Here is a 21460-nt window from a genome sequence, read left to right as displayed (position 1 = left end):
GTCCTATGCTGGCCCAGGCCGCTTGTTTGATGACACGTTGATGTTGGTTTTCAGGGATGGCGCCTAGATAAGGCCCGTACAAACCAGTATAGAACTTGGCTTTCCCCCGATGGCAGGCGGGAATTTTTGCTATTGTTGCCGGGCTAGGGAAGGCGGTCACCTGCCGGGTGGGACATCCCTACAGCGGGCCAGCTCTTCTTCCAATTTATGGCAACGCTCCAACGACAGATGCCATAAATCCAACACAGAATCCAACATCATGTGGGTGATGTCGGCATCGTATTTAACCGCGTGACGGGCCTCATAAGCTTGTTCGGGGCTAGCACCGTGCTGGATGGCAAATATTTGTGTGGACATTGTCTTATCTATCCCCAAGATATGAAAGATTAGCCAAGACGTAATAAAGCGCACCAATTTTTCGGCGACGCTCGCCAAATCTTCTTCGACACACAAATGCTCCCACATACTTTTTGCATCGTACATAAACGACCTATGCTCCATACGGTGAATTTTGATATGCCTAGGATCCAGTTTGCTTCTTAGCATCAGCAACTCTTCCTCAAGAAAATGCTTGTCCGCATAAGCCATCAGTTCTTGCAAAGCGTCGCCAATCAGCTTCTCATTGGGGCTACCCTGGCCAAAGCCTTCGGATAATTTTGTCAGCAGTTCAAATAGCTTTTGATGCTGGACATCGACTAACTCTATTTTTGTAGCAAGACGGTCTGGCCGAATTAACATCCTATTCCCCTTACAAAATTATCAAAGACAGACCCGTACTCACACACCTTATATTGCGGTATAACATAGTGGCGTATAAAAACCCCGACATAACTTACACGCCGTATTAGCCCGTAAAAAAACCAGCATCGTCTAAAATTCACTCACTGGACCAGCAAAACAAGCTGTCATTGTGTCGCCACGCCCCGATTGCCATCCCTAATCCACTCGCTCCATGAGCCGGCATACAGCTTCGAACCAACCATTCCGGCATGCTCCATCGCCAGCAAATTGTGGCAAGCCGTCACCCCCGAACCACAGTTATGGGCGACTTCATCCGGCGCGAACCCGACTGTCAACACAGCAAACTGTCGCCGCAGAGCCGCCGCTGGTAAAAACAGCCCTTCCTTATCCAGATTATGCTGGAACGGCCGGTTTAATGCACCCGGGACATGCCCCGCCACAGGGTCTATCGGCTCCTGTTCGCCACGGTAACGTTCCGGCGTGCGCGCATCAATCAGGCGGAGTTTTTTAGCCGCCAAACCATTTTCCACAGCCCTGGCATCCAACCAAGCCGAGGTGTCCAGATACGCCCTGAACACCGTGACTTTGGGCTTGGGCAACACCGTGGTGAGCGGCAGCCCCTGTTGTTGCCAATGCTTGATGCCACCATCCAAAACCGCGACTTTCTTATGTCCCATGCAGCGCAACAACCACCATAAACGCCCGGCAAACGCACCGTAGGCATCATCATAAACCACCACTTGGCTATGGTTGGCTATGCCCCAGGCACCTAATTTTTTTGCCAACACCCGAAAATCCGGCAAAGGATGGCGGCCTGTCTGGGCGGTGATGGCTGATGATAAATCTTGGTTCAGGTCAGCATAACGGGCGCCAGGGATATGCCCGAATTGATAGGCCATGCGCCCGGCATGGCTATCGGCCAGGGAAAACCGGCAATCGACGACGGCCCAATCCGGATTGGCCAAATTAGCCCGCAAATCAGTAGCGGAAATTAAAGTGGTGTAGCTCATGGTGAAACCTGCAAGATAATTTTGCCGATGTGTTGGCTGCTTTCCATCAACTCATGGGCCAGCGCGGCATCGTCAAGGGGGAAAATACGATGGATAATGGGTTTGAGAGTGCCCGCCGCCAATAAAGGCCAGACCTTGTCATAAAGTTTCCGGGCAATGGCGGCCTTAAAGGCATCATCCCGTGCGCGTAAGGTGGAACCGGTGATGGTCAGGCGTTTTAGCATGACATTCCACAAGTTTAGCTCAGCTTTAACGCCGTTCTGCACGGCGATTTGTACCAATCGTCCGTCCGTCGCCAAACAGGTGATATTGCGTGGCAAGTAATCACCGCCGACCATGTCGAGGATCACATCCACACCACGGTTCGCCGTCAATTCCAAGATTTTTTCAACAAAATCCTGTTCGCGGTAATTAATTGCGGCTTCCGCCCCTAATGCGCGGCAAAATTGGCATTTTTCTTCGGAACCCGCGGTGACATACACGGTCGCCCCGAAAGCTTTGGCAAGTTGGATCGCGGCTGTGCCTATGCCACTGCCGCCGCCATGCACCAATAAGGTTTCGTTGATGGCCAAACGGGCACGGTCGAAGACGTTGCTCCAGACGGTAAAAAAAGTTTCCGGCAAGGCCGCCGCTTCGGCTAAAGACAAACCTTCTGGCACAGGCAAACATAGTGCCGCCGAAGCCAAACAATACTCGGCATAACCGCCGCCCGTGACCAAAGCGCATACGGTGTCACCCGTTTTTAACTGGCTGACCGACTCCCCCAGCTCCACCACCGTCCCGGCAATTTCAAGGCCAGGAATATCCGACGCGCCAGGCGGGGGCGGATACAAGCCTTTGCGCTGCATGACATCAGGACGGTTGACCCCGGCAGCGGCAACTTTAATGAGCACCTGATGCGCGGCGGGTACAGGCACAGCCCGCTCGGTTGGCGATAAAGCACACTCTTGTATTTCGATTACGCGCATGGAGTTACAATCAACTAAAAAGACAATGGGTTATTATAAACATTTTCTTTTCCGGCGGAATGGCTGGCAATTGACGTTATGGTATAGGCGGTGCTATCTTCCTTGCCCTTTGTCATTTATCAGCTCCAGCGTAAACCATTACCTAGATACCCAAATAATTGAAACAGCAACAACAGGACAACCCATGATTAAAGCAGGCATTGTAGGCGGCACAGGTTATACCGGTGTGGAACTATTACGGATTTTGGCACGGCACCCGGATGTGGAAGTGGCCATAGTCACCTCACGCGCCGATGCCGGGGTACGGGTGGATGCGGTGTATCCGAGCCTACGCAAATTGCTGGACGTCACCTTCACCCAGCCGGAAATAGAGACCCTGGCGCACTGCGATGTGGTGTTTTTTGCCACACCCAACGGCACGGCGATGCACATGGCGGAAGCTTTGCTGGAACGCGGCGTTAAGGTCATCGACTTGTCCGCCGATTTCCGGCTGCAAAATGTCGACGAATGGCAACATTGGTATGGTATGGCGCACGCCTGCCCGGAGCTGGTCAAACACGCCGTCTACGGCCTGCCGGAAACCAACCGCGCAGCCATTCAACAAGCCAACCTAGTCGCTTGCCCTGGTTGCTACCCGACTGCCGTGCAACTGGGCTTCTTGCCACTCATTGAAAACCAGCTAGTTGACCTCGGCCACTTGATCGCCGATGTCAAATCCGGTGCCAGCGGTGCCGGCCGCAAAGCGGAATTGGCGACATTGATGAGCGAAACCGGGGAAAGTTTCAAAGCTTACGCCGTCGGCGGCCACCGGCACTTGCCGGAAATCCGCCAAGGCCTGGGCACCGCCGCCGGGCAAGCCGTGCAGTTGACCTTCGTCCCGCATCTGATCCCCATGATACGCGGCATCCACGCCACCTTGTACGCACAGTTGAAGGTCGGCGCGAAGGACATCCAAGCCCTGTACGAACAACGCTACCAAAACGAAGCCTTTGTCGATGTCCTCCCGCCAGGCGCACATCCCGACACCCGCAACGTGCGTGGCAGCAACAATTGCCAAATCGCCCTGCACCAGCCACAAGGCGGAAACACTTTGGTCGTGCTCTCGGTCATCGACAACCTGGTCAAAGGCGCCTCAGGACAAGCGGTGCAAAATATGAATTTGATGTTTGGCCTGGAAGAAACCCTAGGGTTGGCGACGGTGGCGTTGTATCCCTAAATGCCCCGGCCCAAAACCACCCCGGCAAAGCCATAGGTTTGCTGTTAACCCCAAGTAGTAGCCTGTACACGGATAACCTGAGCCCGCCCTGATCCCCCAAACAGGATAGCCAATAACGCTTTCGCCAAACAACGGAAGCGTTATTGGGGGATCGGGGGCGGCCTTTCGGAAGCATCAATCCCACGGCGGCTCATCGCCGCTATAGGCCACAAAATGCTTATCCGCCGCCAAGGTGACCACGCCCAGAACCGGCTTTTTGCCTGAAGCATTGGTTTTAGGGACAGCCTGTGCCTTAAGGTTGCCAGCGGTCGGCACCGGCGAACTGGAAGACCCCGGTTGCCATTGTGCAAAAAGCGTAATGTCCTTATCACCGGTCACATACCATTTTTTATTAGCGGCGTCCCACCGCGCACCCAAAGCTTTTGCGGCATCTTTTTGGGCGTAAGGCACATTGAGATAAATTTTCGGTTCTACCATTTTTAAAGATAAATGTGTGTCTGGCACCTGGCCTAAGGGAGCTTAACGTGTGTAAGTGACCGTCCAAAGGCCCTTTAACCTTTTGCACCCACCACGAAGGGCACGGAGATCACGAAATTATTGTTTCTCCAGGATCTCCATGCCCTTCGTGGCAAATAAGGGAGGGGCAAATGAACCTTTCATTATGTCAAAAGGCTTTTGGTTACGTGCTTAACAGCGGCAATGCCTAACCGGATATTTTCAGTAACCAGCCGCCTTCCCCTTCGCAATGCGCTGATTTTGCGCTGATTTTAATGTTGACACGGGCGGCGGTGTTACGCAAGCTGGCGGGCAGTTTGGTTTTCACCAAATAAAACGGCTCCTTGTATTCGGTGAGGATTTCCACAGGGATGTCTTTGATCCTCACTGAAATTTGGCTGGGATGCTCGATGTTAAGCACCACAAAGGAAATTTCACTTTCCGGTGCGGCCGTCGCCAAGTGCTCCGGGGTGAATTTCGCCAGCTTCGGTTTCATGCACCCGCCGCCACCGCCGCCACCCCCCATAACGCCGCCGCCATGGCCGCTATGATGCTCGGTGGCATGGCTAGCCGTGAATGAAAATAAAGCCAGGAATGCGATTGGAATGACTCTGTTCATGGGATATGCCTCCTTTATTATCTGCTGCCCGCAGATTTTATTTGTTATTTGTTTTAAAAACCGAAGCTTACGCAATAAACTCCCCACCAGTAAAAGGATTTGCCGGAGCTGGCCGCCTAATATATCGGTACTGGGAAAAAATACCAATTTTATTCCTAGGAAACTTGTCGGATTTACCCGTTTATAGGCTTACGGGCTTGCGTTTTACCCAGTGTGCCAATATTTAAACGGCATCTTTAATAACGCCCAAAAAGCCACATCATGGGGGTTGCGGAACTGGGCCAAACCAATAACCATCGTGGTTTGTGGCAGCTGGGGATGGGCCGTAAAGGTGCCAAACAGCCTATCCCACAAGGGGATTGAGAAACCATAATTGCTATTGGTTTCAACGGGCAAAGCGGAATGGTGGATGCGGTGCAGGTCGGGGGTGATGACTAGCCAACGCAGGGCTTTTTCCAGCGGGACGGGAATCCTGATGTTGCTATGGTTAAACGTCGCGGCACCATTCAGGATCATTTCGAATAGGATCACCGCCAATGGGTTCGCCCCTATAAAAAGGATGCACAGGGTTTTATAAACCATCGATAGGGCTATTTCCAGCGGATGGAAGCGTACGGCGGTGGTGGCGTCAATCGCCAGATCACTATGGTGCACTTGGTGCAAACGCCAGAACATCGGGATATGGTGGCTGGCGACATGTTGCCAGTAAATGGCGAAATCCAGCCACACCAAGCTTAGGGTAAGCGCCAACGGCCCGCCCAAGTGCAGCCAATTCAACAGGCCTATGCCTTGCGCTTGGGCATAATCCGCCGCCAGATACGCCAGGCCGCCGATAGTGATGCGCATGGCCAGCATATTGGATGCGGCAAGGCCAAGGTTGCTAAGCCAGCGGTGTTTACGGTCAATTCCGTCTGTACGGCACGGCACCCACGCTTCCAGGCCTATCATCAAGATAAAAATCCCGGCCGCCACCGCCAACCTCAACCACATGTCCATAACCGCCCCTTGGCATACAGTGCCGCCAGTTTGTCGGGATCGGCCCCGCAAGCAAAACGCCCGCGTAGCCACCACATCAGCACCATGGTTTGCAAAACGCCATGGCGTTCCCATCGGCGGCCTGAACTGCTTGCCTTGGCTTTTAAGCAGGCAGGTTTGCTGATTTTTTTCAAGGCCTTACTAAATGCAATGTCTTCCATCAGCGCTATGTCAGGATAAGCCCCCGCCGCCACAAACGCACCGCGCGTGGCGAAAATCACTTGGTCACCCGTGGCAATCCCTGTCCAACGCGACCGCCAATTCATCATGCATGCGATGACTTTCAGCATGACATGCGGGCCGGTCAACCTAACATCGAAACGCCCCCATTGATGGATGCCATCCAAATGCGCGGCAACCAGTTCCAAGGCCTGTGCCGGCAAATAAGTGTCGGCGTGGAGGAAGACCAGCACCTCGCCAGTCGCATGCCCTGCCCCATGGTTCATTTGCCTGGCGCGCCCTGGCTTTGAAACCAGCACCTTATCCGCCAACGGCATCGCCAATTTGACCGTTCCGTCCACACTGCCACCATCAACCACAACCAGTTCGCAATCGGCGCGTAAGGCTTGCAACGCCAACAGGCAGGCTTCAATGCCAGCGGCTTCGTTTAGGGTTGGGATAATGATGGAGAAGCGCATAAAAAGCTTTGGGATACGGCGTTGCAGGCGTTAATTTTGTAAAATTCCCGCCCATAAAAAAAGCTTTTGTGAAAAATCACAAAAGCTTTTTTAGGCCGATGTAAGTGAAATTACTTGGTGCTTACATTAGTTGCGGTCAAACCTTTAGGGCCTGATTCAATATCGAAAGTGACTTTTTGACCTTCGGTCAACGTTTTAAAGCCTTCGCCCTGAATCACGGAATGATGCACGAACACATCTTCGCCGCCTTCTGCGGGTGCGATAAAACCAAAACCTTTGGTGTTGTTAAACCACTTTACAGTACCTGTTGCCATTGGAAAACTCCTGAAATTAAAACTTACGGTTAGAACAGAACTACAACATTGATAACCGTATAAGCATTAAAAGGGACTTCCACTGGCTCAACATCTCGACTCTGTGGGTGCGAATTGTACTGATATTTTTTGCCCGATGCTATTTCTCAACGCAAAAGCACCAAAATCTGTGATTCATCTCCGCACTTATCAAGGTTGTTGGGATAATAAAAACAGGCCATCCAGAACCAAAGAATTGGGGCTGACCATGCCAATGACTTCACGGTTGGCAATCACTGGAGCCCGCACCAGGTTGTAATCGGCAAACAGGCGCGAGCAATAACGGATGTCCATTTCCGGATGTACTGAGATCACGGGTTTGCTCATGATTTCATAGACATTGACTCGTTCGGGTGCGCGGTCTTTCGCCAGCACATGGCGGGCAATGTCGCCGGAATTGATGATGCCGTATTCGTCATCGTCATGGCGTTTGTTGACGATCAGCACTGAGGTCTTTTGCGCTTTCATCATACGCAAGGCTTCGGCGACGGTGGCGATGCCATCTATTGTGCCAAAATCGGTTTTCATGACATCCTTGACACGGATGACCAAAGTTTTTTCAATCATAATTTATCCTCAATTTCATGGCTTAATATGGCCATCTGGCGGGTCACGCCGATGGCGTCTTCGACATCAATCTGAAAAGCGATGCCGGTTCCGGGTTTGTTGTCGAATTCGGCAACGCTGGCTATTTTCTCCAAAATATGGCGGCTAAGATGCTCTTCAACCAGCATCAGCAGCACATCGCGCTGGGTTTCCAAGGTCAGGCCGAAAAAGGTTTTTGACTGTTTCAGGCCTTCGCCCCGCGCGTTGTTAATCACCGTCGCCCCTTTTGCGCCGTTTTCGCGTGCGGTTGCCAATACCAGGTCGGTTTTATCATCTTCGACAAAAGCGATAATCAATTTAAAGTGCATACAAAACCTCAAGTTTTAGATTTACGGTTGCTGAGCCAATGCGCTAACTGGACGTAAGCCAATACCGCGATGATGGGGAACAGGCCTGCAAAAGCGATCAGGCCGAAACCGTCCAGCACCGGGTTGCGGCCTGGCACAGTGGCGGCCAGCCCTAGCCCCAAGGCCGTCACTAACGGCACGGTGACGGTGGACGTGGTCACGCCGCCCATATCGTAAGCCAACGCGAGAATGACTTTCGGGGCGAAAATGGTTTGGACAATCACCACGCCATAGCCAGCGACAATATAAAAATATAAATCGGTGCCCGTAACGATGCGGAACGTGCCCAAAGCCAAGCCGAAAGCCACGCCCAAGGCCACGGCAACACGCAAGCCCCAGGCCCGTATCGTGCCACCGGACACATTTTCGACTTTCTTGGCGACGGCCAGCAGGGTCGGTTCCGCCAAAGCGGTGGTCAGGCCCAAGCTGGCGGCAAAGCCATAGGCCCAGCCGTACGTCAGCCAAGTGCGCGGGGCGGTGGCGGGGATGCCGAGAAATTCAGGCGCGGTCAATTGGCTCGCCATCAGCGTGCCGAGCGGGAATAGGGCCATATTCAGGCCTTCGAGGAAAAACGCGATGCCGACCAGCATCAAGACAAAGCCAGCGGTAATCTTACGCGGGTTCGCCAGCGGTTTGCGGATCACCAAAAATTGGAAACCAAAAATAATCACCGTTATCGGCAAAATATCGCGGCAGGTTTGCAGCAACACCCCGGCAAAATGCACTAACCAGGCGATCATCGTACTATCCCGTAAACCATGACAAATAGCATCGCCAACAAGGCGGCCAAGGCGATCATGCCAAAACCGTCGCTCATCGGGTTGCGGCCTTTGATCGCCGTTGCCAGGCCCACGCCCAAGGCGGTGACCAGCGGCACGGTGATGGTGGTGGTCGCCACGCCACCCGAGTCATAAGCGATGCCGACAATTTCCTTCGGCGCGAACGGGGTAATGGCCGCCACGGCGACATAACCCCCGATAATCGGATAATAAATCGGCCAGCCACGGATAATCCGCAACACGCCGACCAAAATCGCCACGCCGACCGCCAAGGCGATGGTCAGGCGTAAACCCAACGCATAATCGCTTTTGGCAAGCTCAGAGTCGGCAATGATATGGCCTTGGCCGGCAATCCGCGCCGCCTCGTTACTGATGGCGATCAAGGACGGTTCTGCCACCGCCGAACCGAACCCCAAACAAAACGCGAACACCAGCAACCAGACCACGCTGCCCTTACGCGCAAACGCGTAGGCCAAAGATTCGCCCAAGGGGAATAGGCTTTGTTCCAGGCCTTGCACGAACAAGGCCAAACCGAGAACCACAAACAGCATCCCCAGCACCAAATGCAGGACATCGGGAATTGGCTGGCGGATGATGGCTATTTGGAAAAACAGCACCACCGCCAGAATCGGCAGTAAATCGAATAAGCTGCTGAAGAGCTGTTTGATGAAGCGGTTTTTTAACATAGCCGTCCCGATGCTGGATGAGGTTTTGATTGTATAGCAAAGGCTAGTGTGGGGCTAGAAGCGTTGGCGCCAACCTGCTTTTGGACGTTTAGGAATGCGTCCGAACGAGCATTCACAGGGCGGGAACTTCCCGTTAAAGGCTTGTTGGCTGCAGAAACTTTTTCTTGATCCCATACCTTATTTCCGGCTTAGTTTTTGGTAAAACTAGCCCCAGAAAATCTGAAAAAGTTAGGCCCATCAAGAAAAAAACTGCCTACTAACCCCGCACACGCCGTAAAATAGCGAACCCCCTTCCCTACCGTGAGCGCATTATGTCTGAACAACCTGCAAAGCAATGCACAGCTTTTTGCCTAGCTCAAGGATTTGATATTGGTGCATTGGCAAAACTTATTTCCGAAACCACGCTGATACGCATCATTAAAGGCGCCTTATTGATTGAAGACAACCATTCCTGGTCAGTGGTGTTTTCTTATGGCGCGGTCGTCCATTGGAATGTCAGCACTGAACAGCAAGGCAAACTGCACCAATTGCTCCTGGGCCTCGCTGAAAACCCGCTGTCCGTCATAGAAGAAGACAATTTTACCTTTGAGCTGGATTGCCCCAACACGCGTATTGTCGAAGACCATATCGAAGTTGAGTCATCTGACCCTATCCTGTTGTTTTCACTGTCACAAGGCATGGCGCAATCCATAAAGCTGGCATCGTTCGAAACCAATGCCATCACCACCATCAACAACACCAGTTACATCCCCAAATCCTTGGCTGAAAACGGCAGGATCAAACTCAGCCGCCATAGAATCGCCAAAATCCGGGGACAACTGTTTTTGACCAAAAGCGACATTATCCTCAACTACGATTTGCTCGATACGCCGGATTTTTTTTGGGAATATCCCGAATACGAAGATTATTACAGCATCACGGCAAAGTACCTGGAAATAGAACCGCGTACCCGCGTGTTGTCGAAAAAACTGGAAACCATCCACGAGTTATTTGAAATGCTGGCGGATGAACAGAAACACCGCCATTCTTCGATATTGGAGCTGATCATCATCGGTCTGATTGCCTTTGAAATTATCATGACCCTTTGGGGTAAAATTTTCCCCGCTTAGAACATGTTGCCCGCACATAGCCCAGAGTAGACGCTTGGCCTACAAAGGCCACCGCTTACCTGATGGCCCATAGCCCGTTGCCATCCCCCACAGACACCCCAATGGACACCCACCTGAAACATCAAAGCCAGCGTAAAAGACGTGGCGACGCCAATTGTCAAGGATCCGCCAACTATCATTTTTAATAAACCGGAAATTTGAGATGCTTGCGCTTAACAACATAATTAATCAATGCAACCCGGAAAAACTAGGACGGACGGCCAACGCCATTTTATGGCTGGCATCATTAATCACAACCATCGCCATATTTGTCCCATTTTCCCCCAAAATGCCGGCAGCCGGTCTTGACCAGTCCTGGATATTTGGGATGAACCAAGCCGTGGCCCAGGGCCTTTCTTTTGGTAAGGAAATAATATTTTCCTATGGCCCTTATTCCTCTATCCATACCAAAACTTACCATCCATCCACTGATTTTATGATGGTTAGCGGAAGTTTATATTTGGCTTTGGCATATTGGGCCTATCTTTTCCTGCTAATGGGAAATGTCCAATGGCTCACGATAATTTCATTAAACGCCGTTCTCGCCGGCGTAGTGAATACCGGGGGGGATTTTTATATTTCCCTCTATTCACGGGACGCTTTGCTGTTTTCACTTCCCTTGCTTGCCGGATTAGCCATCTTCAAGATCCAAACGGCACCCGATGGGGGGTGGCTTAAAAACAAAACCGCGCCGTTCCTTATTGCATTACTAATTTCGCCATTAGGTTTTCTGCCTTTGGTGAAATGCAGCATCATGATCCTATGCAGTGCGGTCGCCCTTTTATGCTCGGCACTTTTTTTTGCTAACGGGCATAGGCTTCTTGCAACACTTTGCCTGCTATCCCCTATGGCTTCGATGCTTTTTTTCTGGGTTGCATCAGGGCAATCCGCGGCAGATTTACCTGGTTATTTTGTTAACACGACCCCCATCGTCTCCGGTTTTTCCGAAGCCATGGCCCTTGACGGCAATATTTATGAGGTGGTTTTATATTTATTGGCTTCCGCTTTTTTGTTATTGGCAATATCCCTCCAAACGCAAGCTACCGGCGCTGCAAAAATATTCTTATTCCTTATCTATTTTTTTTGTTTATTCCTTTCCTTCAAAGCAGGGTTTGTCCGTCACGATGACCATGCCCTTATTTCAGGCATTTCCATCTTGATCGCGGCGCTACTGTTGCCATTTATCATTAATGCCCAGATTGTTGTTCCGGCCTCAGTTTTTGCGTTGATAGCTTGGTTTTACATCGACAGTTATCACATCAACACATCCACCGCAGGCATTACCGAGAACGTCAGGTCAACTTATGCCCCGATGTGGCGCGGCATTAAAAATAGGGTCATAGACAAAAACTGGCCGAGGCTTGAGTTTGATGCCGCAATAAATACCATAAAGGAAAAGACCATTTTCCCCGTTTTGCCAGGCACCACAGACATCTACTCTTACAATCAAGCGTATTTGATTGCTTCGGAAAACACCTGGTCCCCTCGCCCAATATTCCAAAGTTATTCCGCTTACACGCCCGAATTGGCCGGGATAAATAGAAAGCATCTCCTGAGCCACCAAGCTCCAGACAATATTATTTTTAGGGTCGAACGGATTGACGGGAGGATCCCTTCGATCGCAGATGGCGCAAGCTGGCCGATACTGATGCTTAACTACCGGCCCACGCAGTTGGAGGGAAATTTTTTGTTTCTCCAAAAAAAGGGGCCTATCGGCGAGATTGGGGATCCCTTAGAACTAATTAGCGAAAAACATACTTTTGGTGAAACGGTTAATTTACCCGAATCGGGCCAACCCCTATTTGTCCGGATCGGGATTAAGCCAACCCTTTTAGGGCGTATAGCCAGTATGTTATTCAAACCCAGCCAACTCCAAATAACATTGGCGCTAAGAAACGGCCTGAAAAAACAATTTCGTATCATCGCGGATATGGCAAAATCAGGTTTAGTGTTGTCACCGCTAATCGAAAATACGGCTGAATTTGGGATGTTATACGGCAAAGAAGGGCTTTTAGACGGAAAGCTGGTCAAGTCGATGTCGATTGCGCCGCGTGATGGCAAGACCTTGCTTTGGCACAATGAATATAGCGTTTCCTTTAGCCAAATCAGCTACCCGCTTAAGGACGGGTAACCCATCATTGCCACGATATAAAAAAGGCCTTCATTCGTGTGGGGCTAATGACAACACGTGGCAGAGCTGGACCTCGGTTGTTGACAATAACCAACCATCCACCTGCGTGACGTTTCCATGCTCAAAATCTTTACTGATAACCCTTTTTATATGTTGCAACAAATTGCCGTTGTCCATACTTACAAAATCGGTTTCTGAAAGGCTTATAAAATCCAGTAAAGCGGCCAGTTCCCCTGATAAATTTTTTGATGCCGTCTTAGAGAAAGACCGGTAGCTGTTGCCTATCACCATAGCGGAACCGTTATTGCCAAATAAAGCGGATAACTTGCCCGTTGCGGATAAATGGCCGGATGCCTTAGATGGCAGCGCATAAGCAGTTCCTGCCGGAACAAAACATCCGGCAATTAACGTCATTAAAAATTGTCTTCGCGTTTGCATAACCCTTGCTCCTTAACTGTTTAGCCCCACATTCAACTGAATAGGGTTTTCAAATGGTCCGCCAATCTTATCGACAATGCGGTAATGGTTAGGGTCGGGTTTGCCCACCCCCCCGTCGTGAAGACCGAACTGCTCGCAATAAAAAGGTTATCAACCCCGTGCACTTTGCAATCCACGTTTACCACGCCATCGGTTGGTGACACCGACATCCTGGTCGTCCCCATGTGATGCCAACTGGTTTCGAACGACGTATCCTGTTTTAGGCTATCCGATATCCGGACACGCCCAAGATTATATTTACCACATTCAAGGGCTATCGTTTCTAAAGCCTTGCCTGCTGTTTTCTTATCCATTTCAGAAATTTTCCAATCGAGCTTAAGGCGGTTTTGTCCGAAAACATCCTTTTGGCCCGACAGGCTTACCTTACTGTCACGGTTGGGCAGCTGCTCCATGTTAAGGTCGATATCCGCCCTAGTGATCGCCGTGCTTTTCTCACGGGCCCCAAGCAAATTTTTATTCGTATGGAAAATATTTTTAAAGGCCAAATTGGTGACGGAATCTATCTCGGACAATACGTTTTTAATATGGCCGCCTAAGTCATCAGGAATATGCCCGGACTTTATTCCGCTAATAATGGATTTTACTGAGTCTATCCCCTTTTCTTCGGGTGTCGGCAACAACATGATGCGAAAATTGGTTATGCCTTCTTTTTTTATCAGCTCCGTGCTAGGCGTCAGCAGGACGCCTACCGTCGTATCGGGCAGATGGTTGACCTTTGTCCCTAATTTGAAATACCAGGGGTATTTGGACTGGTCGGCGATAAATTGTAATGTTCCGCTACGCAAATTTGCCAGATGATCCATATAATAACGCCCGACCAAATCATGCCCATTGCCTAAACCCTTTTTTTGGATTTTATTGGATAACAGCAATATCCTCGGGGTTTCTAAACCGCCTGCCGAAAGGACAAACTTTTTTGCCTTAACCCAAAAAGTATTGCCATTGATATGTGCCACACGGACTTGGGTGACGTGGTCGGCATCCCCTGAAGATTCCAATTCCAATGCGTTGGCATTTAGGATAACCTCAACATTAGCCGATTTTTTGAGCACTTCCCTATAAACAGCCCCAAAACGCGTAGGCGGGCTTAATTGAAAAAATGATGTCCTTAACAAATTGCCGCTTAATAAGGGCGAGAAATTCATCTGCTGCCGCCAATAATTTTCATCATCATAAACAAAAGGCCCCAGTTGGCATACCTTCTGCGCCCTTACATAAAAAGGGGTTAAGTCATTTAACGTGATGGGCCAGCCAGGATAAGCAATTTCTTTACGGGGAAGCAAATCAATTTCGTTTAAAGGATGGCACATACCATGCCAATGGTTCGTGGAGCCTCCAAAATAACGTAAGCGCACATCCTCCAATTTCAGGGGATTTGCACTGATGTTTTCACCTTGGTACAAAGATTGGGTTTTTTCATCGTATTCCAGGTCCCCACTTTCCAGCAGAATCACTTTTAATGGCGAACCGTTTAATTCTGTCGCTAACGTAATACCCGCACAACCTGCACCTATAATACAAACATCGGCATCGATAACAGATTCGCGCCTTATATCTGATGAATGTGAAAACATCGCTGACCTCATGTAGTTTAAAATGGCGCCCCTTAAATATAGCGCCCTCCCTGCCCGTTGCCGCCGGGCGGTTTAGGGATCATGGCGCAACTAACGACAGATTTCAAGCCCATGCCTTGTTTGTAAAAACTTGCGGTAAGCCCATCAATTAAAATGTAAATCAATTCAATGCATTATATGTTTATGTTATTGCCGGGCCTATAAATGCCATCGAAGGGGCCAGATTGATTTCCCGGCGGCATTCCAAGACAGGCCTTTCCCGTCTGTAAATTCTGCTGGGAATACCCAAAGAAGTGATATAAATTCATCTTTATGATTGCGTCTAAATATTTTTAATAGGTTTTTGCAGTGATTAAAACGGCTTGTCCACTGTCTGTTATTGTTTTATCGGGTTGCCTTGCCGTAAGCAGCCCGGCTAGCCACGCCGAATGGGTCGAATGGTTAGCCGACGGCAGTGTGTCAGGGAAATTTGCCAGCAATATCAACGGCTCATTTTTTTCCGCGCAGCAACTGGATGATTTTCTAGGCAAAGGCTTGTTATCGGCAGGCCGTGCCTACCAGTTTGGCGGTTATACACGCGGCTATTTCACCGCTGACTGGAGTGGCGAAACTTACGGGCGTTTCGAAAAACTTGGGCAATATACGGTCGGGGGCAAAGCGGTGTTGACACACAAATTCGGTTTGGGCCGACAAGCGCCGATGTTGCATTTGGAACTGGCGGATGCGGAAATTTTCTCCGCCAGCCAATTACGTTCCGGTAACCAGTTAAGCGCAGGGCTACGCCTGTCCTCCTGGTGCAATGAGTTTTTGCAAGGCTTTGTCGCTTACCGTTTTGATGACCGCAACGCGCCGCCCAGAAACCTGAGGATGGGGTCGACAGCCTCCGCCTTCGACATACAAGGGCATGCGCTTGAAATCGGCAGTAATTTTGCCGTCACCGGACAGGTGCAGTTGACCACCAGTTATGGCCACCGCTGGGGGGACATTGTCAGCAATAACCTACCGGACAGCCTACCCCCGGCCCTATTGGGCAAGGTGGACAGCATAGCCGATGATGATGCCTTCCCGGGTTGGACTTATCGTACCCAAGGGGAAACCAACCTTTACCGGCTAGGTTTAAGCTACGCCTTGTGGGACGGGCATGCGGCCACCGCGTTGAATTACAGCTACATCGACACCGATGCCCTGGCATTAGGAGTGGGCTACGCAAGCCACCAAATCCAGCTTAGCGTCCATTACAGTTACTGAGGTCGGGTTTATGCGGACAAAGGCAATGGCGTTAATTTTGGGCTTGCTACTGGGCAACGCCCATGCCGTCACCATACGGGTTAACGTGCTGGACAGCGACGGCAAACCCATTGGGCAAGCGGCCGTTTACGCCACCCCCGATACGCCACAACCTGTGGCACGGGCAAAACCTAAAACCCTTATCATCGACCAGGTTGATAAGGAATTCGTCAACCACCTCACCATCGTCCAAACCGGGACACCGGTGTCATTCCCTAACCATGATAAGATCCGCCATCATGTCTATTCTTTCTCGGAAGCAAAAAACTTTGAACTGCCGCTGTATGAAGGCACGCCAGCCAAGCCTGTGGTGTTTGATAAGGCCGGTGTGGTCACCCTAGGCTGCAATATCCACGATTGGATGTCGGCTTATGTGCTTGTGGTCGACAGCCCTTTTTTTGCATTGACCGATAATCAAGGTGCCGCGCAACTGGAGGTGCCCGCAGGGCACGGTTATGCCGTATCTGCATGGCATCCACAGGTAAAAAAACGCCCCCCCGGCAATGCAAAAGTGACCGTTGCCGCTGGCAATTCCACAGAACTGGCCTTGACGCTGGATCTGAAAAAAAGCTTCCGTCCCATCCGCCTGCCCGCCACTGCCAATTTAGATGCCGGTTACCGTTAAGTTTTTCCGGCCTTTCAGGCAGTTCCGCAGCCGCTTATTGTTTTACACCATCGGCCTGTTGCTATTGGCGTTGGCGGGCGTAGTCGCCGTCGTCAACCAGGTTTTCAGGGACAACACCGAAGCGACTATCCGCCATGAACTCTTGGTGACCGAACGGATATTTTTACGCTTGTTGTCCGAACGTAGCCAACAATTGACCCAACAAGCCACCGCCTTAGCCAGTGATTTTGCCTTTAAGCGCGTCATTGCCACGCAGGACCAAGACACCCTGACCTCCGCATTGGCCAACTTAGGCGCACGGGTGCAGGCCGATGCCTCCTTTTTAGTCTCGATTGATGATAGCGTGCTAGCCAATAGCCTAGACCCGCAACAAAACGGCCAACTGTTTTTCGCCGAGGAATTGCTTGCCCAAGCCGAAGCGGAAGGCGCGGCGGCCCGCTTGATGCTGATCGGTAAAACCCCGTACCAACTGATCATCGTGCCGGTTTTAGCCCCGGAACCCATTGTTTGGTTATGCCTAGGGTTCGTCATTGACAATACGGTGCTGGCGCAGCTCAAGCAACTGACGCAAGTGGAAATCAGCCTGTTAAGCGAACAGAGCCAAACCTTACAGATACAGGCTTCGACGCTCGTCCCATCCCCACGGCAACGACTGCCCCTGTTCCAGACCGATGCCGATGGCTTTTTTTGGCATACCGATAAGGACTTGTACTTAAGCCGGCTGGTGGTTTTGGAAAACCAGCAGACCGGCAAACTGATCGCCCTGATCGAGCGCTCCTGGCCTAAAGCCCTAGAGAATTTTTACCGCTTGCAATGGCTACTGCTGATGATCGCGCTTTTAAGCATCGGTTTGGCCAGCCTAGCCGCCGCGTGGCTGGCCAAGACGGTCAGCAAGCCCTTGCAAACACTGGCGCGGGGCGCGCAGGCCATAGGGTTGGGCAATTACGGTTATCAAGTGCAAATCCATAGCCAAGACGAAATGGGGCAGCTAGGCATGGCGTTTAACGCGATGGGCACCCAATTGCTGGAAAAAGAAAAAATCCGCACCTTGCTGGGGAAAGTCGTGTCCCCCGTCGTGGCGACGGAATTGCTCAGCCATGATGTGGTGCTAGGCGGCGAAACGCGGGAAATCACCGCGTTGTTCACTGATCTGGCGGGGTTCACCAGCATTGCCGAACAGATGCCGCCCCAAGCCCTAGTCGCCTTGCTCAACGGCTACTTGACCGAAATGAGCAGCCAAATCAGCCGCCATCACGGCGTGTTGGATAAATTTATCGGCGATGCCATCGTCGCGTTTTGGGGGGCGCCCGTGGCTGATGCAGGCCACGCCCAACAAGCCGTGCACTGCGCCTTGGCCATGCAACACGCTTTGCGGGATTTGCGCACGATCTGGCGGCAGCAGGGTTTGCCCTTATTGTCCATGCGCATCGGCATCAACACGGGGGACGCCGTCGTCGGCAATATCGGCTCTATCGACCGTTTGGACTACACCATGATTGGCGACACCGTGAATTTGGCGGCGCGGCTGGAAGGGGCGAACAAATACTACGGCAGCGAAATACTAATCTCGGAACAGACCTACCAACAGGTTTGTTCAAGGTTCGCCTGCCGCGAATTGGACACTGTGCGGGTGCAGGGCAAACAACAACACGTGGCGATTTATGAAGTCATCGCCAGGCACAGCCAGTTGACGCCCGAACAGCACCAGCTTTGCCTTAACTTTGCCGACGCGTTAGCCGCTTTTCGCCAGCGGCAATTCCCGCAAGCAAAAATCCTGTTCACCGGCTTGGTTGGTAGCTTTCAAGATAAGCCGAGCGCCTTGTATCTGCAGCGCTTGGAAGAATTGGCGGCACAGGAGGTGGCCGCGGACTTTGATGCGGTTTATGATTTGGCAAAATAGAGGCACGCCCAGATGATTAGGGCTGTAGGTGGCGGGATGCCCAGACATCAATTGCGACCACCTTATTACTTCATGGAAAATGCCAATAACAGAGGCCTTGCCCTAAGGCAGGCCTGTCCAGGCCAATAATGGGCATACGCACTGGCTTACAACACTGCCATTAAGTTAATCATGCGGTTACGGTTGTATTTTTGCGGTGCAAATCAATCGTAGGTCGGGTTAGCGTCAGCGTAACCCGACATTTGGATGCTGATGCGTCGGGTTACGCTATCGCTTTTATGCCCTTTGGGTAAACCCGACCTACAAATTCGTTCGTAACTAATTGTTTTATTTTTATTAAAACCTTAACTTAATGGCAGTGACTAGCTTATAAGCCATCAATGGCCTACCGCCATTTTTATTCATAAACCATTGATTTTTCTTTTAAGAAGCAATACCAGCCAAACAATAGGTTTAGCATTTAATTTGGTATTGAACACCTAGAAACCAAGGGAGGGTTATTATCCCACCGCACCTAAAACAGACCCATTAGCAGCCGTAGATGAATTTAAACGAAGCCTATTCCAAGTTGCCACCGATATTACGCTACGCGCTAGCAGCAACCATTTTTTTGACCGCACTTCAGCTGCGCTTTTTGGCACTTCCAGTAGATGCCGGGTTCGCTTTTATCACTTTTTATCCCGCGATGGTTGTCAGCTTCTATATTTGTGGCATCAGGCCAGGGGCGGTGACCGTGATCCTCAGCGCGGTAACGGGCTATTACATTTTCATCCCGCCCTTTTGGACATTTGCCCCTGACAAAGACGAGGCAATTGCGGCAATATCTTTCCTGATCACGGCCTATTTGACGGCCTCGATAGTCAAACAAATGCGGCGGCACTCCGAACAATTCCACCATGCCATGTCAGAGCTGCAACTGGGCGAACAGCGCTACCGGGCATTATTGGAAGACCAAACAGAAGTGATCTGCCGCTTTAAGGTGGATGGCACCATCCTGTATGTCAACGATGCGTACTGCCGTTTATTTGGAAAGCCGCGTGAAAGCTTAATCGGGCATAAATGGCAACCCGTTGCATGGCACGAAGACATCCCGCTCATTCATGAAAAGCTGCAACAGATGTCCCCTGATAACCCAATTGCCGTTATTGAAAACCGTATCCTAACTAAAGGTGGAGCCATACGTTGGGCGCAATTCATCAACCGGGGATTTTTCGACAGTGAAGGCCGTTTGATAGAAACCCAGTCGGTCGGACGGGACATCACCGAACGTAAGGAACTGGAAGAAAAACTCGCCGCATCCACAAAAGAAATCGAAGACCTGTATGACCACGCCCCCTGCGGCTATCATTCTGTAGGCCCGGATGGCGTCTATTTACGCATTAACGCCACAGAACTCTCTTGGTTAGGTTATCAACGGGAAGAAATTATTGGCAAAAAGCATCTCTCCGATTTTTATACCCCTGAAGGCAAGCGGCAGCTCAATGAACAATTCCCGATTTTTTTGAGGGAGGGTGAAGTTAAAAATCTGGAATATGAATTGATATGCAAAGATGGCGGCAGCAGATATGTCAGCCTGAGCGCAACCGCCATAAAGGATGCCGACGGCAATTTTCTGAGGAGCCGAGGCGTGATGTACGACATTACGGAACGCAAGCAAATTGAAGAAAAGCTCCACAAACTGGCCCAAGAACAAAATGCTATGCTTGACAATGACCTGATTGCCATTTTCAAGATACGTGACCGGATTATCGTTTGGAAAAATAGGGCGACGGCACAAATTTTTGGTTATGAGCATGGTGAATTGATTGGAAAACCGACCCGAGCCCTTTACCCTGACGACCAGTCGTACCAAGCCTTAGGCGAATCGGCCTATCCTATCCTGAAAGCCAATGGCACATACCGGGCACAGTTGGAGTTGGTACGGAAAAATGGCGAAAAGGTCTGGGTGGATATCAGTGGGGCCCTGTTGCCTGGCGATGGCCATGATTCATTATGGATGATGCTGGATATTACCGAAATCAAAAAACAACAGGAACAAATCCAGCACATTGCTCACCATGACATCCTCACAGACCTACCCAACCGCTTATTGCTTGCCGACCGGCTGGACCAAGCCATCGCCCAATCCGGACGTTCAGGACACTTGCTCGCCGTTTGTTACCTCGACCTAGACGGGTTTAAACAGGTCAATGACCATTTTGGCCATACTGCCGGGGACATGTTGCTGAAAGAAGCCGCCCACAGGATGCAATCGTCTGTCCGAAGCAATGATACCGTCTGCCGTTTAGGCGGGGACGAGTTTGTGCTGCTGCTGACCGATTTAAAAGACGCCAATGAACACCAAATGGTTTTGGAACGCGTCATAGCAGAAATCAACAAGCCCGTTAGGCTAAACGGGCATGACGAAGCGAAGGTCACCGCCAGCATCGGCATCACTATTTTTCCAAGTGATGATGGCAACAGCGATTCGCTTTTACGTCACGCGGACTGGGCGATGTACCAAGCTAAAAAATTGGGGCGGAACCGCGTGCATTTATACCATCAGGACTTGCCCTAGTGCCCAGTCACTGATTTTTTGTCGGGCCAATCTAAATCCGGGCGGACGGTTGTCCGCCTTGTTTATGGCCTGCACCGAATTCCGCAGCGATCAGGCGGGCAACCGCTCGCCCCTACGAAAATAACACTGACAATTCAACAGTGACTGGGTACTAGTGCATGGGACGGGAGGTGGGAATCCATGCTGGGCATCCAACATACGCCCTCCATAAACACTTCCAGTGTTTGACAGCACTAAAACAGCGGAG

At 50.9% G+C, this 21460-nt stretch carries 21 protein-coding genes; 7 read left to right on the top strand and 14 right to left on the bottom strand.

From position 1 onward, the window contains the following. Positions 1-156 precede the first annotated feature (156 nt). The 3 genes from METMI_RS24425 to METMI_RS0116650 form a co-directional block, all read right to left on the bottom strand. Positions 157-738 carry a bacteriohemerythrin gene (locus METMI_RS24425; RefSeq protein ID WP_019867437.1) on the bottom strand — a complete coding sequence of 194 codons (582 nt, stop codon included), beginning with the start codon at positions 736-738 and terminating at the stop codon, positions 157-159. A 167-nt stretch (positions 739-905) separates the two neighbouring features. Then, positions 906-1751 carry a sulfurtransferase gene (locus METMI_RS0116655; protein WP_019867436.1) on the bottom strand — a complete coding sequence of 282 codons (846 nt, stop codon included), beginning with the start codon at positions 1749-1751 and terminating at the stop codon, positions 906-908. Further along, positions 1748-2719 carry an NAD(P)H-quinone oxidoreductase gene (locus METMI_RS0116650; protein WP_019867435.1) on the bottom strand — a complete coding sequence of 324 codons (972 nt, stop codon included), beginning with the start codon at positions 2717-2719 and terminating at the stop codon, positions 1748-1750. The genes METMI_RS0116655 and METMI_RS0116650 overlap by 4 nt, the downstream gene beginning before the upstream one ends. A 184-nt stretch (positions 2720-2903) precedes the next feature. On the opposite strand from METMI_RS0116650, the gene argC reads away from it, so the two are divergent. After that, positions 2904-3935: an N-acetyl-gamma-glutamyl-phosphate reductase gene (argC, locus tag METMI_RS0116640; RefSeq protein ID WP_019867433.1), complete on the top strand. Its 1032-nt coding sequence runs from the start codon at positions 2904-2906 to the stop codon at positions 3933-3935. 174 nt (positions 3936-4109) lie between these two features. Here argC and METMI_RS0116635 read toward each other — a convergent pair whose 3' ends face one another. From METMI_RS0116635 to METMI_RS0116595, 9 genes are all read right to left on the bottom strand, one after another. Beyond that, complete coding sequence (locus METMI_RS0116635; RefSeq protein WP_019867432.1) at positions 4110-4412, bottom strand: DUF5710 domain-containing protein; 303 nt, start codon at positions 4410-4412, stop codon at positions 4110-4112. 226 nt (positions 4413-4638) lie between these two features. Further along, positions 4639-5049 (bottom strand): hypothetical protein, encoded by a 411-nt coding sequence (locus METMI_RS0116630; protein ID WP_019867431.1) that lies wholly within the window; start codon positions 5047-5049, stop codon positions 4639-4641. Positions 5050-5253: 204 nt separating this feature from the next. Beyond that, the gene (locus METMI_RS0116625; protein ID WP_019867430.1) at positions 5254-6045 is read right to left on the bottom strand and encodes a sterol desaturase family protein; all 792 of its coding nucleotides are present in this window, start codon (positions 6043-6045) and stop codon (positions 5254-5256) included. Beyond that, entirely contained in the window at positions 6030-6722 is a 693-nt protein-coding gene (locus tag METMI_RS0116620; RefSeq protein ID WP_019867429.1) for a TIGR04283 family arsenosugar biosynthesis glycosyltransferase, read from the bottom strand. The genes METMI_RS0116625 and METMI_RS0116620 overlap by 16 nt, the downstream gene beginning before the upstream one ends. A gap of 110 nt (positions 6723-6832) precedes the next feature. Beyond that, a complete protein-coding gene (locus METMI_RS0116615; RefSeq protein ID WP_019867428.1) occupies positions 6833-7036 on the bottom strand; it encodes a cold-shock protein in 204 nt (67 codons plus the stop codon). Between the two features lie 189 nt (positions 7037-7225). Continuing rightward, a complete protein-coding gene (locus METMI_RS0116610; RefSeq protein WP_019867427.1) occupies positions 7226-7642 on the bottom strand; it encodes a CBS domain-containing protein in 417 nt (138 codons plus the stop codon). After that, a complete protein-coding gene (locus tag METMI_RS0116605; RefSeq protein WP_019867426.1) occupies positions 7639-7989 on the bottom strand; it encodes a P-II family nitrogen regulator in 351 nt (116 codons plus the stop codon). Before METMI_RS0116605 ends, METMI_RS0116610 begins: the two co-directional genes overlap by 4 nt. Positions 7990-7997: 8 nt before the next feature. Further along, entirely contained in the window at positions 7998-8768 is a 771-nt protein-coding gene (locus METMI_RS0116600; protein ID WP_019867425.1) for a DUF1538 domain-containing protein, read from the bottom strand. Next, a complete protein-coding gene (locus METMI_RS0116595) occupies positions 8765-9493 on the bottom strand; it encodes a DUF1538 domain-containing protein (protein ID WP_019867424.1) in 729 nt (242 codons plus the stop codon). Before METMI_RS0116595 ends, METMI_RS0116600 begins: the two co-directional genes overlap by 4 nt. Before the next feature lie 311 nt (positions 9494-9804). On the opposite strand from METMI_RS0116595, the gene METMI_RS0116590 reads away from it, so the two are divergent. Continuing rightward, positions 9805-10602: an RMD1 family protein gene (locus METMI_RS0116590; RefSeq protein WP_019867423.1), complete on the top strand. Its 798-nt coding sequence runs from the start codon at positions 9805-9807 to the stop codon at positions 10600-10602. An 886-nt stretch (positions 10603-11488) separates the two neighbouring features. Then, complete coding sequence (locus METMI_RS24420; RefSeq protein ID WP_232215243.1) at positions 11489-12772, top strand: hypothetical protein; 1284 nt, start codon at positions 11489-11491, stop codon at positions 12770-12772. 30 nt (positions 12773-12802) lie between these two features. Here METMI_RS24420 and METMI_RS0116580 read toward each other — a convergent pair whose 3' ends face one another. Further along, positions 12803-13210: a hypothetical protein gene (locus tag METMI_RS0116580; protein ID WP_156829880.1), complete on the bottom strand. Its 408-nt coding sequence runs from the start codon at positions 13208-13210 to the stop codon at positions 12803-12805. 32 nt (positions 13211-13242) lie between these two features. Then, positions 13243-14844 (bottom strand): GMC oxidoreductase, encoded by a 1602-nt coding sequence (locus METMI_RS24415; protein ID WP_019867420.1) that lies wholly within the window; start codon positions 14842-14844, stop codon positions 13243-13245. Positions 14845-15192: 348 nt separating this feature from the next. On the opposite strand from METMI_RS24415, the gene METMI_RS0116565 reads away from it, so the two are divergent. The 4 genes from METMI_RS0116565 (at position 15193) to METMI_RS25655 (ending at position 21213) form a co-directional block, all read left to right on the top strand. Beyond that, positions 15193-16092, top strand: coding sequence for a hypothetical protein (locus tag METMI_RS0116565; protein WP_019867418.1), 900 nt, complete (start codon positions 15193-15195; stop codon positions 16090-16092). Between the two features lie 25 nt (positions 16093-16117). After that, a complete protein-coding gene (locus METMI_RS0116560) occupies positions 16118-16756 on the top strand; it encodes a methylamine utilization protein (protein ID WP_019867417.1) in 639 nt (212 codons plus the stop codon). Continuing rightward, complete coding sequence (locus METMI_RS25660) at positions 16740-18656, top strand: adenylate/guanylate cyclase domain-containing protein (protein WP_019867416.1); 1917 nt, start codon at positions 16740-16742, stop codon at positions 18654-18656. Before METMI_RS0116560 ends, METMI_RS25660 begins: the two co-directional genes overlap by 17 nt. Before the next feature lie 541 nt (positions 18657-19197). Then, a complete protein-coding gene (locus tag METMI_RS25655) occupies positions 19198-21213 on the top strand; it encodes a PAS domain S-box protein (protein WP_019867415.1) in 2016 nt (671 codons plus the stop codon). Positions 21214-21460: the final 247 nt, after the last annotated feature.

Origin of the sequence: Methylovulum miyakonense HT12 (genome assembly GCF_000384075.1) — a bacterium.
Taxonomy (GTDB): domain Bacteria; phylum Pseudomonadota; class Gammaproteobacteria; order Methylococcales; family Methylomonadaceae; genus Methylovulum; species Methylovulum miyakonense.
This window is presented reverse-complemented; position numbering and strand designations above follow the sequence as displayed.

Excerpts from the sequence above, each read along its gene's own strand:
- METMI_RS24425 (WP_019867437.1), bottom strand. The coding sequence starts at position 738 with ATGTTAATTCGGCCAGACCGTCTTGCTACAAAAATAGAGTTAGTCGAT.
- METMI_RS0116655 (WP_019867436.1), bottom strand. The coding sequence starts at position 1,751 with ATGAGCTACACCACTTTAATTTCCGCTACTGATTTGCGGGCTAATTTG.
- METMI_RS0116650 (WP_019867435.1), bottom strand. The coding sequence starts at position 2,719 with ATGCGCGTAATCGAAATACAAGAGTGTGCTTTATCGCCAACCGAGCGG.
- argC (WP_019867433.1), top strand. The coding sequence starts at position 2,904 with ATGATTAAAGCAGGCATTGTAGGCGGCACAGGTTATACCGGTGTGGAA.
- METMI_RS0116635 (WP_019867432.1), bottom strand. The coding sequence starts at position 4,412 with ATGGTAGAACCGAAAATTTATCTCAATGTGCCTTACGCCCAAAAAGAT.
- METMI_RS0116630 (WP_019867431.1), bottom strand. The coding sequence starts at position 5,049 with ATGAACAGAGTCATTCCAATCGCATTCCTGGCTTTATTTTCATTCACG.
- METMI_RS0116625 (WP_019867430.1), bottom strand. The coding sequence starts at position 6,045 with ATGGACATGTGGTTGAGGTTGGCGGTGGCGGCCGGGATTTTTATCTTG.
- METMI_RS0116620 (WP_019867429.1), bottom strand. The coding sequence starts at position 6,722 with ATGCGCTTCTCCATCATTATCCCAACCCTAAACGAAGCCGCTGGCATT.
- METMI_RS0116615 (WP_019867428.1), bottom strand. The coding sequence starts at position 7,036 with ATGGCAACAGGTACTGTAAAGTGGTTTAACAACACCAAAGGTTTTGGT.
- METMI_RS0116610 (WP_019867427.1), bottom strand. The coding sequence starts at position 7,642 with ATGATTGAAAAAACTTTGGTCATCCGTGTCAAGGATGTCATGAAAACC.
- METMI_RS0116605 (WP_019867426.1), bottom strand. The coding sequence starts at position 7,989 with ATGCACTTTAAATTGATTATCGCTTTTGTCGAAGATGATAAAACCGAC.
- METMI_RS0116600 (WP_019867425.1), bottom strand. The coding sequence starts at position 8,768 with ATGATCGCCTGGTTAGTGCATTTTGCCGGGGTGTTGCTGCAAACCTGC.
- METMI_RS0116595 (WP_019867424.1), bottom strand. The coding sequence starts at position 9,493 with ATGTTAAAAAACCGCTTCATCAAACAGCTCTTCAGCAGCTTATTCGAT.
- METMI_RS0116590 (WP_019867423.1), top strand. The coding sequence starts at position 9,805 with ATGTCTGAACAACCTGCAAAGCAATGCACAGCTTTTTGCCTAGCTCAA.
- METMI_RS24420 (WP_232215243.1), top strand. The coding sequence starts at position 11,489 with ATGGCTTCGATGCTTTTTTTCTGGGTTGCATCAGGGCAATCCGCGGCA.
- METMI_RS0116580 (WP_156829880.1), bottom strand. The coding sequence starts at position 13,210 with ATGCAAACGCGAAGACAATTTTTAATGACGTTAATTGCCGGATGTTTT.
- METMI_RS24415 (WP_019867420.1), bottom strand. The coding sequence starts at position 14,844 with ATGTTTTCACATTCATCAGATATAAGGCGCGAATCTGTTATCGATGCC.
- METMI_RS0116560 (WP_019867417.1), top strand. The coding sequence starts at position 16,118 with ATGGCGTTAATTTTGGGCTTGCTACTGGGCAACGCCCATGCCGTCACC.
- METMI_RS25660 (WP_019867416.1), top strand. The coding sequence starts at position 16,740 with ATGCCGGTTACCGTTAAGTTTTTCCGGCCTTTCAGGCAGTTCCGCAGC.
- METMI_RS25655 (WP_019867415.1), top strand. The coding sequence starts at position 19,198 with ATGAATTTAAACGAAGCCTATTCCAAGTTGCCACCGATATTACGCTAC.